Here is a 17,898-nt window from a genome sequence, read left to right on the forward strand (position 1 = left end):
ATTGCCATCGCCCGTCAGAGTGGTACGCAGAGAGGGGTTCCCGCAACGGGGTCGCGGATGATCACGGACTGCACGCCGAACACATCGGCAATCGCTTCCTCCGACAGCACGTCGTCGGGCCGGCCGGCGGCGCTGATCCTGCCGCCCTTCAACAGGACGATATGCTCGGCATAACGGGCGGCCTGATTGAGATCGTGCAGCACCGCAACAACGGTCTTGCCGTGATCGCGCACGAGGACCGTGATCAGGTTCATCAGCTCGATCTGGTGGGCGAGGTCGAGATAGGTCGTCGGTTCGTCGAGCAGGAGCACCTCACCCCGCTGCGCCAATGTCATGGCAATCCAGGCACGCTGCCGCTGGCCGCCGGAAAGCCTGTCGAGCGGTGTGCCGGCGAGGATCGTCGTGCCAGTCAGCATCAAGGCCTCCTCGCAGGCCGCCTCATCCTCGTCCGACCAGCGCCCAAAGAACGCACGGTGCGGATAGCGCCCCTGGCGGACCAGATCACGCACCGTCAGCCCCTCCGGCGCCACCGGCCCCTGCAGGAGCACGCCGATGCGTTTCGCCATCTCCTTTGTCGGCAATTTGTCGATGTTTCTGCCATCCAGCAGGATTGTTCCGCGGGATGGCGCCATGAGGCCGGCAAAGGTGCGCAGGATGGTGGATTTCCCACTGCCGTTCGGCCCGACAAGCGCCGTGAAGCGGCGTTCGGGCACGAGCAGGCCAAGGTCCTCGACGATCGACTGCATGCCATAGGCGATGGAGACGTGATGTCCGGCAAGCTTGGCCGGGACGGCTTGTTCATCCCCGGACATGACGGCGCCCCCATAGGAGATAGGCGAAGAATGGAGCCCCGATGAGGCCGGTCACAATCCCGGCGGGAAGCTGGGCGGGGGCGATGACCAGCCGGCCGAGAAGGTCCGACGCGACAACGAGGATCGCCCCGCTCAGGGCGGCAATCGGAAGGATCCGCGCATGGGACGGCCCTGCCAGCCGGCTTGCGATATGCGGCGCGACGAGGCCGACGAAGCCGATCAGCCCCGCGGCGGCAACAGCCGCGCCGGACAGGAGCGTGCACAGCACGATCATGAGGCCTCGAACCAGATCCACCCGCTGGCCGAGGCTGCGGGCTGAATTGTCGCCGAAGCGGATGAGATCGAGCTCGCCGGCTGACATCCAGGCCAGCGCCAGCGGCACGAGCAGCCAGAAGAACAGGAGGCGCACCTTCACCATGTCGGCCTCGTAGACGCTTCCTGCGAGCCAGATCATCGCGCGCTGCACATCGCCAATCTCGCCGAAGGCCGACAGGAAGGTGGTGGCGGCGCTTGCAAGCGAACCAAGGCCGATGCCGATCAGGATGATGCGCAGCGACGAGGTGCCCCGCTGCCACGACAGGAGATAGACGGCGGCGGCCATGATGGCCGCGCCAAGGAAGCCGGCCAGCGGCAGCAGGGCTACCGGCGGCTCCGGCATGAGGACGATGACACCCATGACCGCAGCGGCGGCGCCGCTGTTGATGCCAAGCACGCCGGGTTCTGCGAGCGGATTGCGCATGATCGCGAGCGCGATCGTGCCGGCCGTCGCCAGCGCCGCGCCGACGAGAAGGGCAAGCAGGATGCGCGGCAGGCGCAGATCGAAGACGATCATCCCGTTCTGCGCGGTCGCATCCGCCGACCCTGCTATCGTTTCCATGAGCTCGCGCCATGACAGGGATATGTCCCCGAAGGCCAGGCTGGCGGCGACCAGCCCGGCAAGGAGAACCGCAAGAAGTGTGGCGAGGCGCATCACCTCGCCTCTCCCGCCCGGCTTCGCGCCAGCCACAGGAAAAATGGCGCGCCGATCAGCGCTACCGTCACCCCGACGGGAAAGCTTTGGCTGGCGAAAATCACGCGCCCGGCCGTATCCGCGGCGATCACGAGCAAAGCACCGCCGAGCGCGCTGAAGGGCAGGATCCAGCGATAGTCGATACAGATCGTCAGCCGCGCGATATGCGGAACCACGAGCCCCACGAAGCCGATGGGGCCGGCGAGCGAGACGGCACTGCCGGCAAGCAGGATGACCACGGCAACGGCTATCGCTCTCCAGACAATGGGGTTCTGGCCCAGTGCGCGGGCCGCATCGACACCGAGGCCCATGGTCACCAGGTGCCGTCCGAGGAGAAGCGCCGCGGCAAGGCCGAAGAGGATATAGGGAGCCACCGCGGTGGTCTGCGCCATGGTCCGGCCGGACAGGGAACCGGCGGTCCAGAGACGAACGGCGTCCAGCGTGCTCTGGTCGAAGATGAGAACGGCGCTGGTCAGGGCCGTCAGGAAGGTGGCGACAACGGCGCCGGCGAGAACGAGGCCGACGGGCGAATGCCCGGTCGGACCGAAGGTGCCGATCGCAAAGACCAGCAGCGCCGCGCTGCCGGCGCCGACAAAGGCGAACCACATGTAGGCGCCGCCGGTGCCTGCCCCGAAAAGGGTCATGACGAGGACGACGGCGAAGGCGGCGCCGGCATTGATACCGAGCAGTCCGGGCGAGGCGAGCGGATTGTTCGTCACCGCCTGCATGATCGCGCCCGAAACCGCCAGTGCGCTGCCCGCCAGCAGGCCGGCCAGAACCCGCGGCAGACGGATCGTCGCCACCAGCAGATGTTCACGCGATCCGTCAAAAGCGGCGATGGCGTTCCACACGGACGACGGTGAGATATGCGTGGTGCCAAGCGTCACCGCCCACATCGATGTCGTGAGGAGTAGGCCGCTGAGAAGGATGAGGACAACGAGCCTGCTTCCATCGCGCTTGGCCGGCCGGCCGGCTGCGCAATCGCGGTGGGCTTGTCCGGGCTCATCGGTCTGCAAGAACGTAGCGCTCGATATCGTCAAGGATGCGATTGGCAGAGGCAATCCCGTGGAAGCTCTGCCAGGCCACCCGGTCTACCCGATGGGCGCGGCCGTTCTGCACGGCGGGCAGGAGCTGCCAGAGCGGGTTTTCCGTTACCGCTTTCTCCAGCGCGTCGTCGGGGCCGCTTTCGAAGCCGCTGGCGGAGACATAGAGGAGGATGTCGCCGTCGAGATTGGCAAGTTCCTCCCAGTCCGGCCGCTTGACGATCGTGCCGTCCGTCACCGTCTCATAGGCCGTGCGCTTGACGCCAGCCTCGCGCAGCACCGCGAAGGGCGCGTAGGCGAAAGGACCGTCAAGGAAGACGACGAAGCGGTCCGGCGCCAAACGGACGGTGGAAACGGTCAGGTCCTTGTCCTTCATGCGTGCCCGGATCGTGGCGGCGCGTTTTTCGTAGGCGGCCAGCGCCTCGCCGGCCACGCTCTCGCGGCCGGTGATGTCGGCGACGCGCTGGCGATAGGCCTTCCAGTCCGTATGATGGAGCAACACCGTGGGCGCGATCTTCGATACCGTCTCATAGATGGAAGCGTGGGCTTCCGCGCTGCCGATGATGAGGTCGGGCTTCAGGGCGGCGACCCGCTCGAGGCTCGGCTCCCTCGGATTGCCGAGATCGACCACGTTCGACTGCTTGATGAACGCGAGTATCCCGGTGTCCTGAATGCCCATATAGGGCGTGGCGACGACGGGGGCCTCGAGTTCGACGAGCAGGCCGAGCGTCAGGAGCGGGTCGAGCGTGACGACCCTTCTGGGCTCGGCCGGTATGCAGAGCGGCGGATTGTAGACGCCCTCCGTTATCTCCCTCCCCTGGCAGGTGGCATTGGCCAGCGAGAACGAGACGGCGAGGAAGAGGACGGCAAGGAAGGAGCGCAAGGCGGATACCATTTCGGATGGATACGGAAGACGGAGATTGCGGGGCTTTTGCCCCGCAATCGGAGATCAGAACTTGGTGCGGATGTTGAGGCCGAAGGACCGCCGCGCGCCGGCCTGGCCAAAGGGCAAGGCGGCGTCCGGATCGACGATGGTGAAATACTTCTCGTCGGTCAGGTTTTCCGCGAAGGCCGTGACCTCCCAATTGTCCTTCTTGAAACCGGCCTGGGCATTCACGAGGAAACGGGAGTCGATCTTGTACATGCCTTTCGTGCCGAACCGGGAATTGTAGTCCGTCGTGTATTTGGCATCGGCGCCGACATAGACGCCATTCTCGAACTCGTAACGCCCACCGAAGCCGTAGGTCCATTCCGGCGCCTCGGGGAAGGATTTTCCGGACTGGTCGCCCAGGCCGCCGTGGTCGAACTCCAGGAACTTGGTGTTCAGGTAGCCGATCGACGCGAAGGCCGAGAACTGGTCGGTGACCTGGAAGGTCGGCTCGATTTCGAAGCCCCATGCGCGCGAGGATGCGGCGTTCTCCGTGATACGGTAGCCCGGAATGTCCGAAGGCGGCCGGATCTCGACCTGCTGGTCCTCATACTTCGTGTAGAAGAGATTGGCATTGAGCACGAGCCTGTCATCCAGCAGGGTGCCCTTGTAGGACAGCTCGTAGCTCTGCGAATATTCCGGATCATACGACACGAGGGGGAAGGCCGGGTCGCTGCGGTTGACGTAGGAGCCCCCCGAACGGAAGCCCTGCGTATAGGTGATGCCGACCCGCTGGTTTTCGCCGAATTCCTTGGAGAGCCCCAGCTTGGGTACGAAGTTCACCTCGTCGAAGGACGCCGGACCGCCGGAGAAGGCCGGATCCATTCCGTGCAGGACGGCAGAATTCAACTCGGCGTTCTTTTCCTTGAGATAGTCGAGGCGCCCCCCGGCGGTCACGAACCAAGTCGGCGCGAATTCATAGGTCGCCTCGCCGAAGACGGCGAGGTTCGTGGTCCTGCGGTTCTGCTTGTCGTCGAGCTGGTAGACCGTGCCCGGCATCAGATCGGGATAGGGCTCCGCGATGAAACGCGAGGCACCCTCGAAGATCTGGTGGCTGCCGAAAACGCCGGCAACCCACTTCCAGCGATCGCCGTCGTAGTTCAGCCGCAGCTCCTGGGTGAAGATCGAATCGTCGTCCGTGCCCCAGATCCCGGTTGCGATGCCGGGCGTGCCTGCATCGACGGAGCTTCGTGTGTTGATGCCGTACTGGAAACCGGTCTGCGAGGTGAAACGCAGCGTATCGGAGAAGTCGTGTGTAATCTCGAGGCCGACATTGTGGACCTCGGTCCAGCGGAATTCGGTATAGGTGTCGGGATTGTTGTTGAAATCACCACGCCCATCGTAGAGCCCGACCAGCCGGTCGTTCGGGCGGTCCTTGGAATAGGCGTAGGTCAGAAGGGCGCGGGTGTCCGGCATTTCCGACGGGGTGATGAGCATCTTTGCGCGAATGGTCCCGCTGATATCGGTCGTAAGATCGTCAAAACCCGCATAGTTCTTGAAGTTCGAATAGGACACGTCCGTATGGGAGCGCTCGAACGCCCCGGAAATGCGCAATGCGATCTGGTCCTCGACAAGCGGCGTGTTGACGACAAAGGCCGAGCCCGCGAGGTCGTTGCTGCCGACAGTTCCCGAGAGTTCGACTTCCTTGTCGAAGGTCGGGTCCTTCGACTTGATGTAGACCGCGCCCGACATGGCGGCCCGGCCGGAAAGCGTCGATTGCGGGCCGCGATAGACCTCGACCTGCTCGACGTCCCAAAGGTTTCTTGCGCCGAAACGGGAATTGTAGCGGGTCTGGAGAATGCCATCGATATAGAGCGAACCGACCGGCGCTCCGCCAGGAACGAAACCTTCGGAGCTCATGCCGCGGATGACGAAACCGGAATTGACCGTCGCGCTGTCCAAAACGTTGGCGAGGCGGCGATAGGCATCCTGCGTGTGGCGGATCTGGCCTTTTTCGATTGCTTCCGCATTCACGATGCCGACGCTCGCGGTCGTGTCGTTCAGCGTGGTTGCCTCGCGCGCGCCATAAAGCGTGATCGTCTCGAGAAGGGTGGCCCCCTCTTCCGCCGGGCCTGCGGCGGCGGGGTCGAGGCTCAGCGTTACATGGCTGCTACCGGCAAAGCGCGCATCGACGCCGGTGCCGGTCAATACGGCGTTCAGCGCCTGTTCGGGCGTCAGGTTACCGCGCACGCCTTTGGTCGATTTGCCCTGTGCCAGCGATGCGTCATAGAGGATCTGGAGGCCTGTCTGGGCGGCGAGGCTGTTCAGGGCCGGCGTCAACGGGCCGGCCGGCACTGAAATCGACCGCTCGGCCGCCTGCGCTTGCGCGGGTGCCTGTGCGATCGCCGGCGCTGCCGGGCTGAACACCAGAGCGGCCGTACCGGCCAGCAAGGCGGCCCGCAGCCCCGCCCTGGTGGAAACGTTCTTCTTCATCAAAACCCCCAATCGTGCGGCGTTCAAGGCGCCGCAGTCCGTCCAGACAGCGGATGAAACCCCGCTCATTGGGTCTGACGATCAAGCTTTCCGATTTGGGACTCCGCGTGGCCGATTTTCCTGAAAAACACCATCGCGCCTTTCGGTTGGTCTGGCGGCGTCACAATGGGCAGGCGGAGAAGACGGGTCTCAGTCCTTCGGGCACGGCCAGCTTGCCGGCGTCGCGAGACCCGTCGGAAGCCTGGTCTCACCGTTGCCGCAGGCGATATCGATCTGTGACTGGTCGAGGCCGGTCGCACGGGAAAGATCGAGCCCCTCGATCCGCGTCAGCAGCATGAAGGCCTTGTCCAGGCCGATCGTGCCCTCGATGCGCGCCTTGCTCAAGTCGGCGCGAGACAGGTTTGCATAGGTAAAACTTGCGCCCGAAAGGATTGCCTCGTCGAAGGACGCGCGGCTGAGATCGGCCTTTTCGAAACTCGCATAGCTGAGATCCGCCCCATCGAATGCGGCGCGTTGCAGTTCCGCGGATGCAAACGACGTTCCCTTCGCGATGACCTTCTGAAAGCTGGAGCGATAGGCTTCCACCCGTGCGAAACTCGCCTTGTCCAGCCGTGCGCCGGTGAACCAGGTCCGGATCAGGGTCGCCTTTTCCAGAACGGCCGCCGTCAGGTTCGTATCGCGCATGTCGGTGTAGCTGAGATCGGCATCCCGGAAGTTCGCCCCGGCGAAATCGTTGCCACCCAGCATCAGGTTCTTCTTGCTGCAGGCGCTCCAGTCCACTTCCGGCTCGGGATCCGCCCGGCAATCCGCAGCATCGGCATAGCGGAAGGGAAGACTTGCGGCCATCACCAGACATGCCGCGAAGAAGCCAAGAAGCATACCCTTCTGCAGTCCACTCACTGATGTAACTCCCATTGCAATGGCCGTGTCCAATCGGGCCGTTCCCTAAATATGGCAATCGGGAGCCGGATGTCATCAGCTAACCGCACGGATGGATGCAAGATCGGAGCGTGTTGGCTGCCGAGTTCGCCGAACTCTGGCGCCTCGCTGCTCGCGTCGTTCCGGCGAACCCTGCCGCAAGGAACGCCGTCAGGCCTCTCCTTCGCCACGGCGCGCGGCGAGCGCACGGGACGGCTGCATGCCGAAACGGCGCAGGAAGAGTTGGGAAAAGTGGCTCGGATTGCTGTAGCCGACGGCGATCGCCGCCTGTGTCACGTTCATCTCTCCCTGTTCGATCAGCCGGCGCGCTTCCAGAAGCCGCTGCTCCTTGAGGAACGCGTAGACGGCGAAGCCATAGAGGCTTTTGAAGCCGGATTTCAGCCGCTTCTGCGTCAGTCCGACCTCGCGGGCGAGCTCTTCGAGCGTCCAGGGGCGGGCGAGTTCGGCAATCAGCAGGTCACGGGCGCGCTGCAGCGGGCGACGGTCGCGCGGCGGGATCGTCTGGGCCGGTTGCGTGCGGCGCATCGCAGCGATCGAGGCATTGATGATGTCGAGGGCACGGGCCTCGAAGGCGAGATCGTCCCCTTCCACCATGGCGCTGTCGAAGAGCGCCCGCGCCACGGCGAGCAGGTCCGGCGGCACCGGCAGCACGCCGACCCAGGTGCCGTTGCCCGATGCCATGTGCAAAGCGTGGTGTTCGTCGAGATTGGCAAGGAGGTCGCCGGCGCCGAGCCGCTGCCAGAGGCTGATATCGACCCGGATGTCCATGCCTTTGAAGCGCGTGCCCACGGGCACGTCGTAGAGGCCGACGGATCCGTACGGCGCGGCCATGATGTAGATGCGCCCCGGCCGATAGGGAATGGATGACAGCCGCTGCTCGGCGTCGCTTCCCAAAAGCCACCCCTGCCCCGAGGCCTCGAAGAGAAAATCGATCGCAACGCAGGGCTCCGTGGCGAAACGGCCGACGAAATCGGCCCCGATCACCATGTCGAAGACGGAAATGGTGAGGCCCGGGCGCACGCCGAGGATCTTGTAGGCACCCTCTGTCGAGGTGTCGGAAAAGGTCGGATCGGCCGGGCTCGGGCCAAGCACGACCACGTCGTCCTGATCGGACTGCGCCAGAACGCGCTGTTCCACACGGAGATTCATCTACCCCACCAAATAATGGACCGGATCGCAATAACATTGAACCTGATTACAATAGTCAAGTTTTGCGCATCGGCCTAGTGAGGGCGTGAAATACATTGCGAGGGGTGATGTCGACTGCTGTTGTGAATTTCGCCGGACGCTCGGCGAGCTGGGCCGTGCTCGGCCTCCTGGCCGGTCTCTATGCCGCCCAGTCGGTAACCGGATCGATGGTGCAGACTGCGCTGCCCGTGGTGCTGCGGGATGCCGGCATGCCGCTCGACCAGATCGGCTATCTGGCAGTGCTGTTTCTGCCCTGGGCGCTGAAGTTCCTGTGGGCGCCGCTGGTCGACCGCTTCCTCAGCGAACGCATCTGGATCCTTTCCTGCCAGCTCGGCATCATCCTGTGCTTCCTTGTGGCGATGGTGCTGCCGCCGCAGACCCATATGGGGGCTCTTGCCGCCGTGCTGCTCGTCATGGGTGTCTTCGCCTCGACGCAGGATGTCGCGACCGATTCCCTTGCCGTCCGGGCCTCGGATGCGGCAACGCGCGGACTTGCCAGCGGCGCCTCGACGGCCGGCGCCTATCTCGGCTTCCTCATTGGCGGCGGCCTCTGGCTCATCGTATACCAGCATGCCGGTTGGGCGGTTTCCATGGCCGCCATGGCTGGTTTCGTCCTGCTGCTGACCATTCCCGTCTTGCTGTCTGGCGGCCTTGCCGCCCCCAGAAACAAGACGGCTTCGGCGGTGCGCACGGTGGGCCTCAGGAAGACGATCGCGAACCGCGCCCTGATGCAGGGGCTCGTCTTCCTCGCGGTCTACCAGATTGGTCTTCGCATGGGGCAGGCACTCACCGGGCCCTATCTCGTCGACAAGGGCATTGCGCTCGACACGATCGGGATCCTGCGCGGCGCGGGCGGTGCGGTTGCCGGGTTCATCGCCTCCTCGCTCGGCGCCCTCCTCGTGCAGGCGGCCGGTATTCCCCGCGCGATCGGGATCGCCGCCGTGCTGAATGTCCTCCTGCTTTTGGCGCTCGGTGTTGCCGAGTTTACCGGCCTGGCCACGCCGGTGCTTGCTCTCGGTATTCTGCTCATGCAGGTTGGCGCGGTCGCGTTCTCCTTTGTTGCGCTCTATGCGGCCATGATGAACTGGTGCAATCCGGAGCAGACGGCGACCGACTTCGCCGCGCTGCAGAGCGTCGATGCGATCCTCGCCATTGCCGCGTCCTCCGTTGCCGGCCTGCTCGCCAGCGCCTTCGGCTACGGCTGGCTGTTTGCCGCCTCGGCGGTCTTCATCCTCGCCGCCCTTCTCCTCGCTCCCCGTACGCTCGGCGCCTCCATCCGGACGGCGCGGGGCCCTGCACTTCCAGAAAAGGTATCGGAACCATGATGCGTCACAGCCTGTCCGGCGTCTCCCTTCTCGCTCTCGCCGTCAGTCTCTCGCCGACCAGCGTACTGGCTGAAGACACCGCCACGGCATCGACGCTCGAGCCGATCATCATTACCGCCACCAAGCGCAGCGAGGACTACTTCCTGCTGCCGTCCACGGCCGATATCGCGAATGCGGACGCACTGCTTTCGCGCGGTATCGACACCGTCGCCGATCTCGATCGCATCTTCCCGGACGTCAACATCCGCTCGCGGTCCAGCCGTGCCTATGCCAATTTCACCATTCGCGGCCAGGCCTCGCTCGATTTCTACAATCCGAGCACGCAGGTCTATGTCGACGGCCTGCCGCAGGACAGTTTCAACCTTACCCGCGCCCTACCGGGCGGCGTTGAAAATGTCGAGCTGCTCTATGGTCCGCAGGGCTCGCTCTATGGCCGCGGCGCGATCGGTGGCGTCATCAACATCGTCACCCGCAAGCCGGACAACGAGGCACGGTTCGGCTTCGACGCCAACCTGACGAATGAAGGCGCTGGCGGCACCTTCCATGCCAGCACGCCGCTGATCAAGGATGTGCTCTATGGCGACGTGAATCTCTCGCTGCTGGACGCCAAGGACATGTACACGACCACCACCGGCGCGGATGTCGGCGGCACGAGGGATGTCAACGGGCAGGTCCGCCTGCGGTATGCTCCGACAGACAGCCCTTGGGACGTGACCATCAGCGGTGGTCGTGGCCAGGTCTCCTCGACCGAAGAATACTTCGTCCTGGAATCGATGCTGGAGGACCGCATCGCCTTCGATGCACCGTCGGAATACGATCTCGACACTTGGAATTTCGGCATCAATGCCGCCTACGATCTCGGCTTTGCCACCGTCACGGCGCTGACCGGTTACCAGAAGAGCGATCTCGACCGCACGGTCTTCGGCACCTACACGCCGGAAAAGCAATGGACGCTGAGCCAGGAACTGCGTATCGCTTCCAACCCTGACCAGGGCAGCCCCGTCGACTATGTGGCCGGCCTTTACTACCAGCATCTCGACTTCACGCGGGCCGTGCCGGTCGCCAGCCAGACATCGCGGCAAAAGATCGATTCCTACGCGCTCTTCGGCGATGTGACCTGGCATGCCACCGACCGCCTCGATGTCTCGCCCGGCCTTCGCCTCGACTACGAGAGGGCAAGTGCGGAGGCGGTGGGCGGCGTGAATTTCAGCGACGACAATGCGTTCACCGCCCTTTCACCGAAACTCGGCGTGAGCTACGGCCTGACCGACGAATGGCGCGTCTACGGCCTTCTCAGCACCGGCTTCAAGGCCGGCGGTTTCACCCGCAACGTGACGTCCGCCAACAACGCTTTCACCTATGATCCGCAGCACACCTACAACGGCGAGGTGGGGCTGAAATACCGCGACGAGGCCGGTCTGATGGAGGTGCAGCTTTCCGCCTACTACAACGTCACCAAGGACTACCAGATGTTCGTTGACGTTCAGCCATGGCAATACCTGCAGAATGTCGGCGAGGTGACGGCGAAGGGCATCGACCTCAAGGTCCGTGCGAAGCCGACGGAAGAACTCGGCATCACGGCGGGCCTTGCCTACAACCACACACGCTTTACGGACTACGACAATCCAGTAGCGCCGGGCACCGATTTTACCGGCAACACCGTGCCCTATGCCCCGGAGTTCACGGCCAACCTGCTGTTCGACTATCGCTTCGAACTGGAGAGCGGTCGCGGTGCGCTGGTTCCCTATGCCGGCCTCACCTATGTCAGCGAGCACTACTTCGACGAGACGAACACGATCGGCCAGAAGGGCTATGCCCTGGTGGATTTCGGCGTGAAATGGGAGCTGGACGACAAGGTCACCGCCGAGGCCTTCGTCACCAACGTCTTCGACAAGACCTACACGACCTACGGTTTCCAGTATCCCGGTCTCGGCAATCTCTACCAGCTCGGACAGGGCCGCACGATCGGCGGCCGCATCAACATGACGTTCTGAGGAGCCCGGCATGCGCATCCTCATCGTCGGCGGCGGGCCTGCAGGCTTGACCCTCGCTGCCTGCCTGCTGCGGCACGGCATCGAACCGGTCGTCGTGGAAAAGGCCGCACACGGCCGTACCGGCGGCTATTCCATCGGCCTGCACATCAACGGTTGGCAGGTCGCCGAACGGCTCGGTCTCGTCGAGGCCTTTCGCGCGAAGGCCATGCCGCTCGGCCCCGCGCACCATCTCGACCGCCGCGGCCGGAAGCTCTTTTCCTACGACTACCGCACTCTGGCGAAGGCGGCGGAGGGGAGGCTCCTCGCCATCATGCGAAGCGATTTCCACGAGATCCTGACCAAAACCGTGGAGGGTAGGTGTCCGATCCGCTACGAGACGACCGTCACTGCGCTGGAGGATGACGGGAGCGGCGTCGATGCCATCTTCTCCGACGGCAGCCGAGAGCGCTTCGATCTCATCGTCGGCGCGGATGGTTATCGCAGCACGGTTCGTGCCCTCGCCTTCGGTCCCCATGAGGATTTTCTCCGACCGCTCGGCTACCGTGCCAGCGCCTGGCGCGTTCCGCTCGAAGAGCCGCTCGGGGCCAGTTTTGTCGGCATGATGGATGTCGATCATCAAGGCGGCCTCTATGCCGTCGGCGACGGCACCGCCGCCACGCTGTTCTGCTGGCGCGACGAACGGACCGACCGGCTGGATCCCGAAGCGCGGCGCACGGTGCTGCAGAAGGCGTTCGGCCATTGGCCGGAACCGGTGGCCTCCGCGCTGAGATCTGCCATCGACTGGGATCAGGCCTTTTTCGACACGGTCGCCCAGATCGAGATGCCGACGTGGTCGAAGGGGCGGATCGTCCTGCTCGGGGACGCCGCCTGGTGCCTGACCTTCCTTGCCGGCCAGGGCACCTCCACCGCCATGGCTGGTGCCTACATCCTTGCTGCCGAGCTCGCCCGCAAGACCCATACGGAGGCCCTGGAAAGCTACGAGGCCCGCATGCGGCCGCTTGTGACGCGAATGCAGTCCGTTTCGCGCAAGATCGGCGGGCACTATATTCCGCAGAGCACCCTGGGCATGCGCCTGCAATCCTGGATCCTGCCGATCATGCTCTCGCGGCCCTTCATCCGGTTCACCTCCAGCCGCTTGGCGGCGCCACCTCTCGCGCTCGACTGATCAGGCAGAGACGCAGCAGGCTTATCGATACCTTCGCCGGTATCGATAAGCCTGCTGCCGGCAGGTCCTTTCGGGGAGGTCTTCGACCGCATCTTCGGGCAGGCGACGAAGGGGAGGCTTCGGCCACCCCTTCTTTACCGTCCTGGAACTTGTCCCGGGGTGCTACTCCGCCGCGACGATATGGAACTGGGGTGCGCCGTCGCATTTTCCGGCGCCGCCCATGATGTAGATGAGACAGCTCGTCCTCAGCAGCGAGGCGAAATTCGACACCGAGCCGTTGATCTCAAGCGCCTCGTCGTAGAGCGTCGAAAGGAAGCGGGATGTCGACAGGCCCTGGCCTGCGGCCATCTCGTCGATCAGGTCCCAGAAGGCTGCCTCGATCTGGATGCTGGTCGAATGTCCGCCGATCCGCACCGAGCGGTTGACGGGCCGGTAGCGTTGCGGGTCCTGGCCCGCAAAGACCTCACACATGGTATATCCTCCAGTCTTGTTTTTATGGGCGCGATTATGCGGTGACCCCGGGCTTTGGTCAAATCATCCGGGTGACGCCGGCTTGGCGAAAAATCCTTCGAAAGAAACTCCAGAAATGAAAATCCTCATGCGGTAATGGGCTGCTACCCACCGCGGTGAATCCCGGCGCAAAATCTCCTCACGATACGAACTGCAAAGAGGAGAAGAACAGCGTGGCGAAGTCGATCCATTCCATGATCCGGGTTCTGGATGAAGGCCGGTCCGTGGACTTCTACAACAAGGCCTTCGGGCTCGACGTGGCCGACCGGCTCGACTTCGAGACCTTCACGCTCGTCTACATGAGCAATGCCGAAAGCGACTTCGAACTCGAGCTGACGATCAACAAGGGGCGCTCCGAGGCCTACAATCTCGGCGACGGCTATGGCCATTTTGCGGTCTCCGTTTCCGATCTCGACGGCGAGCACGCCCGCATCTCCGCCCTCGGCTTCACGACAGGCAAGATCGTCGAGTTCAACCGTGACGGCGGCCTGCTCGCCCGCTTTTTCTTCGTCACCGATCCTGACGGCTACAAGATCGAGGTCTTGCAACGGCACGGCCGCTTCAAATGAACGGGCGGGCGGCCGGAGGAGGGTCGCCCGTTCCAATGCAACGGGAGGAATGCGACATGACGACCATCTACGAGCAGCGCCCTGGGCTCTCCCGGCGCGAGCTTTTGAAGCGCGGCACGATCGGCGCCGCGCTGATCATCACCGGCAATGCGGTGCTCAGCCCCGACAAGGCCTGGGGGCTGGAGACGGCGGCGCTGAAGCCGGACACCATGGCGACCCTCATCAAGCTCGCCCGCGACATCTACCCGCACGATTCGATAGCCGACCGGTTCTACGCCATCGCGGTGAAAGGCCACGACACCAAGGCCGGCACGGACGCCAAGCACAAGGAACTGATCGAGGCTGGCATCGCCGATCTCGACAAGCGTGCCGGCGCAGGCGGCTACCGCGCACTCGGCTGGGAGGACGACCGCGTCGATATCCTCAAGCAGATCGAGACGACGCCCTTCTTCCAGGCGGTACGCGGCGATCTCGTGGTCTCGCTCTACAACCAGAAGGAGCTCTGGCCGCATTTCGGCTACGAGGGCGAATCCTATTCCAAGGGCGGCTACATCGCCCGCGGCTTCGACGATATCGAATGGCTTTGACGGCGATCTGACGGCCAGCGCCGGAGGAGGCGCGGCTGCAAGGCGCATGGCGCCGATCGCCCATGTTTCGGGAGGAAACCATGGCAGCTCCTTATGATCTCAACGACGACAGCGTGGTCGTCATCATCGGTTCGGGTGCCGGCGGCGGTACGCTGGGCAACGAACTCGCGCAGAAAGGCATCGACGTTGTCGTGCTCGAGGCCGGCGCGCGTATCGAACACGAGGACTTCATCAACGACGAATGGGACAGCTTTGCCCAGCTCGCCTGGCTGGACCATCGCACGACGGGCGGTGGCTGGCGTGTCTCGAAAGACTTTCCCAACCTGCCGGCCTGGATCGTCAAGGCCGTCGGCGGCACCACGACGCACTGGGCCGGCGCCTCGCTGCGCTTCCAGGAGCACGAGTTCAAGACCCTGACGCACTACGGCAAGGTCGAGGGCGCCAACCTGCTCGACTGGCCGCTGACACTGGCCGAGCTGGAGCCTTACTACGCCAAGGCCGAAGACAAGATGGGCGTGACCCGCACCAACGGCATCGAAGGCCTGCCGGGCAACAACAACTTCAAGATCCTGAAAGCCGGTGCCGACAAGCTCGGCTACAAGGAATGTCACACCGGCAACATGGCAATCAACTCGGCCGATCGCGACGACCGCATGAGCTGTCAGCAGACCGGCTTCTGTTTCCAGGGCTGCAAATGGGGCGCCAAATGGTCGACGCTCTATACCGAGATCCCGAAGGGGGAAGCGACCGGCAAGCTTGAAGTGCGGCCGAATTCCCATGTCGTCAAGATCGAGCATGACGACAGCGGCAAGGTGACGGCTGTCGTCTATGCCGACAAGGACGGCAAGCTGCAGAGCCAGAAGGCCCGCATTGTCTGCGTCGCCGGCAATTCCATCGAAAGCCCGCGCCTTCTGCTCAATTCTGCATCGAGCAAATATCCTGATGGCCTCGCCAACTCCTCCGGCCAGGTCGGCAAGAACTACATGCGGCATACGACCGGCTCGGTCTATGCCGTGTTCGAAAAGCCGGTGCATTTCTACCGCGGCACCACCATGGCCGGCATCATCCGCGACGAGGCCAAACACGATCCCTCGCGCGGCTTCGTCGGCGGCTACGAACTGGAGACGCTGGCGCTCGGCGTGCCGTTCATGGCGGCGTTCCTCGATCCCGGCGGCTGGGGCCGTTCCTTTGCCTCGGCCATGGACAGCTATGCCAACATGGCGGGCCTGTGGATCGTCGGCGAGGACATGCCGCAGGAACAGAACGCCGTGAAGCTGCATGGCGAATTGAAGGACAAGTACGGCATGCCGATCCCGGATGTCTGGTTCACCGACCATGCGAACGATGTGGCCATGCGCAACCACGCCTACAAACAGGGCGAAGCGCTCTACGCTGCGGTCGGCGCGACGCGCAGCTTCCCGACGCCGCCCTATCCCTCGACGCACAATCTCGGCACCAACCGCATGAGCGAGAAGGCTGAGGACGGCGTCGTCAACAAGTGGGGCCAGACGCACGACATCAAGAACCTCTTCGTCTCCGACGGCAGCCAGTTCACCACAGGAGCGGCGGAGAACCCGACCCTGACGATCGTCACGCTCGCCATCCGCCAGGCGGACTACATCGCCAAGGAAATGGGCGCCGGCTCGATCTGAGCAAAACCGCGATCCTCCCCGGTCGCCTGCGGGCGGCCGGTGATCGCGTGCGGCTCCTGAGGCCGCGCCACCTTTGGCCGGCTTCCGCCGGCCGCTTTTTGCCGTCACCGTGGATCAAGCATGAAAAATGTCATCCTTCTAACCGCCCTGCTGCTCCCCATTGCTGCCAATGCCGCCGAAGGCTCGGCAGAGGCTGGCGCCGCGGTCTTCAAGAAATGCACCGCCTGCCACAGCGCCGAACAGCCGGTGAACAAGGTCGGTCCCCATCTGGTCGGTATCATCGACCGTCCGGCGGCTTCCCTTGGCGACTATGGGAAGTATTCCGAGGCAATGAAGGCGGAAGGCGAGAAGGGGCTCAGATGGGACGAGGCGGCGCTGTCCGCCTATCTGGCCGGACCGAAGAAAATGATCCCGAAAACACGCATGGCGTTTTCCGGACTGAAGCCCGGTGACGCCGATGACGTCATCGCCTATCTCCGCTCCCTTGGACCGGCCCGGTAAAAGGGGCAGTTCCCGGGGCCATGCATTCGGCAAACAGGCCCGGTGTGTGACCGGGCCTGTTCGCTGCGGAGGTCGCTTCCCTGAAGGATGGCGGCGCCATCCGACGGTGGTGCCCTTACTGTGCGATCGGCGCGTAGTTGCCGTTGCTCCAGCGGTTGATGTCGTAGCTGGCGTTCTTCAGATCGCCCTTCTCGTCGAAGGTGACCGTTCCGACGACGGTGTCGATCGGCTGGCCGTTCTTCAGGGCTTCGGCGACCTTGGTCGGATCGTCCGAGCCGGCACGTTCGATACCCTGGGCAAAGGCCTGGATCACGGCGTAGGAGAAGAGGGTGAACCCTTCCGGCTTGAAGCCGCCGGCCTGGATCTTCTCGACGGCTTCCTTCGCTTCGGGCTTGGCCTGCGGATCGGACGGGAAGACAAACATCGTGCCTTCGCCGGCCGGGCCTGCAACCTGCCAGAATTCCGGTGAGGCAATCGAGTCCGGCATGATCAGCTGGAACTTGTAGCCCTGCTCGGCGGCCTGGCGCAGGATGAGGCCCGCTTCCGGATGATAGCCGCCGAAATAGACGACATCGACCTTGGCGTCCTTCAGCTTGGTCACCAGCGCATTGTAGTCCTTCTCACCGGCATTGATGCCTTCGGCAAGAACCTCCTTGAGGCCGTTTTCATTCATCGTAGCGCGCACGGCATCTGCAACGCCCTGGCCATAGGCCGTCTTGTCGTGCAGCACTGCGACGTTCTTGCCGGTATATTGCTTTGCGATCCACGGGCCGATGAAAGCGCCCTGGGCGTCGTCACGGGTGTAGAGGCGCATGATGTTGGTCCAGCCCTTGGCGGCCGCATCGTCCGTCATGACCGGGTTCGAGGAGGCCGGGCTCATCATCAGCGTACCGTTCTCGGCGTAGACGGCCGATGCCGGAATGCTGGAACCGGAGCAGGCGTGGCCATCGACGAACTGGATGCCGCTGGCGGCGATGCGGTTTGCGACCGAAACGGCCTGCTTCGGATCGCACTGGTCGTCCTCGAACTGCAGCTTGATCTGGCGGCCCATCACGCCGCCCTTGGCGTTGATGGCGTCGGCGGCGGCCTGCGCACCCTGCTTGAACTGGTCACCGATCGTGGCGAGCGGCCCGGTCAGCGGGCCGGCGACGGCGAATGTCAGGTCTTCCGCCCGCGCGGCGGTGCTCATGAGCAGGCCGAGGGCCGTGCCGATAATCAGAAGGCTCTTCAATGTCTCAACTCC

General features: G+C 63.9%; 16 protein-coding genes. 7 read left to right on the plus strand and 9 right to left on the minus strand.

Translation table 11 applies throughout. From position 1 onward, the window contains the following. Positions 1-14: 14 nt before the first annotated feature. From AKG11_RS19275 to AKG11_RS19305, 7 genes are all read right to left on the minus strand, one after another. Complete coding sequence (locus AKG11_RS19275; RefSeq protein ID WP_050745096.1) at positions 15-812, minus strand: ABC transporter ATP-binding protein; 798 nt, start codon at positions 810-812, stop codon at positions 15-17. Beyond that, on the minus strand, positions 799-1,782 hold the full coding sequence (locus tag AKG11_RS19280; protein WP_371260117.1) for a FecCD family ABC transporter permease: 984 nt from the start codon (positions 1,780-1,782) through the stop codon (positions 799-801). Before AKG11_RS19280 ends, AKG11_RS19275 begins: the two co-directional genes overlap by 14 nt. Continuing rightward, positions 1,782-2,861, minus strand: coding sequence for a FecCD family ABC transporter permease (locus AKG11_RS19285; RefSeq protein WP_371260118.1), 1,080 nt, complete (start codon positions 2,859-2,861; stop codon positions 1,782-1,784). Before AKG11_RS19285 ends, AKG11_RS19280 begins: the two co-directional genes overlap by 1 nt. Beyond that, entirely contained in the window at positions 2,824-3,759 is a 936-nt protein-coding gene (locus AKG11_RS19290) for an iron-siderophore ABC transporter substrate-binding protein (protein WP_050745099.1), read from the minus strand. The genes AKG11_RS19285 and AKG11_RS19290 overlap by 38 nt, the downstream gene beginning before the upstream one ends. A 54-nt stretch (positions 3,760-3,813) precedes the next feature. Further along, positions 3,814-6,225: a TonB-dependent receptor gene (locus tag AKG11_RS19295; protein WP_050745100.1), complete on the minus strand. Its 2,412-nt coding sequence runs from the start codon at positions 6,223-6,225 to the stop codon at positions 3,814-3,816. Positions 6,226-6,414: 189 nt separating this feature from the next. After that, positions 6,415-7,140 (minus strand): pentapeptide repeat-containing protein, encoded by a 726-nt coding sequence (locus tag AKG11_RS19300; RefSeq protein WP_081870616.1) that lies wholly within the window; start codon positions 7,138-7,140, stop codon positions 6,415-6,417. 174 nt (positions 7,141-7,314) lie between these two features. Then, positions 7,315-8,313 (minus strand): helix-turn-helix transcriptional regulator, encoded by a 999-nt coding sequence (locus tag AKG11_RS19305; RefSeq protein ID WP_050745101.1) that lies wholly within the window; start codon positions 8,311-8,313, stop codon positions 7,315-7,317. A gap of 107 nt (positions 8,314-8,420) precedes the next feature. On the opposite strand from AKG11_RS19305, the gene AKG11_RS19310 reads away from it, so the two are divergent. Genes AKG11_RS19310 through AKG11_RS19320 form a run of 3 tightly spaced genes read left to right on the plus strand, consistent with a single transcriptional unit; the run spans position 8,421 to position 12,836 of the window. Then, a complete protein-coding gene (locus AKG11_RS19310) occupies positions 8,421-9,677 on the plus strand; it encodes an MFS transporter (protein WP_023512009.1) in 1,257 nt (418 codons plus the stop codon). Continuing rightward, positions 9,674-11,671 (plus strand): TonB-dependent receptor, encoded by a 1,998-nt coding sequence (locus AKG11_RS19315; RefSeq protein WP_050745102.1) that lies wholly within the window; start codon positions 9,674-9,676, stop codon positions 11,669-11,671. The genes AKG11_RS19310 and AKG11_RS19315 overlap by 4 nt, the downstream gene beginning before the upstream one ends. Before the next feature lie 10 nt (positions 11,672-11,681). Next, on the plus strand, positions 11,682-12,836 hold the full coding sequence (locus AKG11_RS19320; protein WP_050745103.1) for an FAD-dependent monooxygenase: 1,155 nt from the start codon (positions 11,682-11,684) through the stop codon (positions 12,834-12,836). A 162-nt stretch (positions 12,837-12,998) separates the two neighbouring features. Here the strand turns inward: AKG11_RS19320 and AKG11_RS19325 are convergent, their stop codons facing one another. Next, positions 12,999-13,307 (minus strand): ribbon-helix-helix domain-containing protein, encoded by a 309-nt coding sequence (locus AKG11_RS19325; RefSeq protein WP_023512006.1) that lies wholly within the window; start codon positions 13,305-13,307, stop codon positions 12,999-13,001. Positions 13,308-13,519: 212 nt separating this feature from the next. Between AKG11_RS19325 and AKG11_RS19330 the strand changes: the two genes are divergently transcribed. The 4 genes from AKG11_RS19330 (at position 13,520) to AKG11_RS19345 (ending at position 16,655) form a co-directional block, all read left to right on the plus strand. Next, positions 13,520-13,915 carry a VOC family protein gene (locus AKG11_RS19330; RefSeq protein ID WP_023512005.1) on the plus strand — a complete coding sequence of 132 codons (396 nt, stop codon included), beginning with the start codon at positions 13,520-13,522 and terminating at the stop codon, positions 13,913-13,915. A gap of 56 nt (positions 13,916-13,971) precedes the next feature. Then, complete coding sequence (locus tag AKG11_RS19335; RefSeq protein ID WP_050745104.1) at positions 13,972-14,502, plus strand: twin-arginine translocation pathway signal; 531 nt, start codon at positions 13,972-13,974, stop codon at positions 14,500-14,502. An 80-nt stretch (positions 14,503-14,582) separates the two neighbouring features. After that, positions 14,583-16,154: a GMC family oxidoreductase gene (locus tag AKG11_RS19340; protein ID WP_023512003.1), complete on the plus strand. Its 1,572-nt coding sequence runs from the start codon at positions 14,583-14,585 to the stop codon at positions 16,152-16,154. Between the two features lie 120 nt (positions 16,155-16,274). Continuing rightward, on the plus strand, positions 16,275-16,655 hold the full coding sequence (locus tag AKG11_RS19345; RefSeq protein ID WP_050745105.1) for a c-type cytochrome: 381 nt from the start codon (positions 16,275-16,277) through the stop codon (positions 16,653-16,655). A gap of 115 nt (positions 16,656-16,770) precedes the next feature. Here AKG11_RS19345 and AKG11_RS19350 read toward each other — a convergent pair whose 3' ends face one another. Further along, positions 16,771-17,844, minus strand: coding sequence for a branched-chain amino acid ABC transporter substrate-binding protein (locus tag AKG11_RS19350; protein ID WP_371260119.1), 1,074 nt, complete (start codon positions 17,842-17,844; stop codon positions 16,771-16,773). Positions 17,845-17,898 lie beyond the last annotated feature (54 nt).

The organism is Shinella sp. SUS2 (assembly GCF_001262505.1).
GTDB lineage: Bacteria > Pseudomonadota > Alphaproteobacteria > Rhizobiales > Rhizobiaceae > Shinella.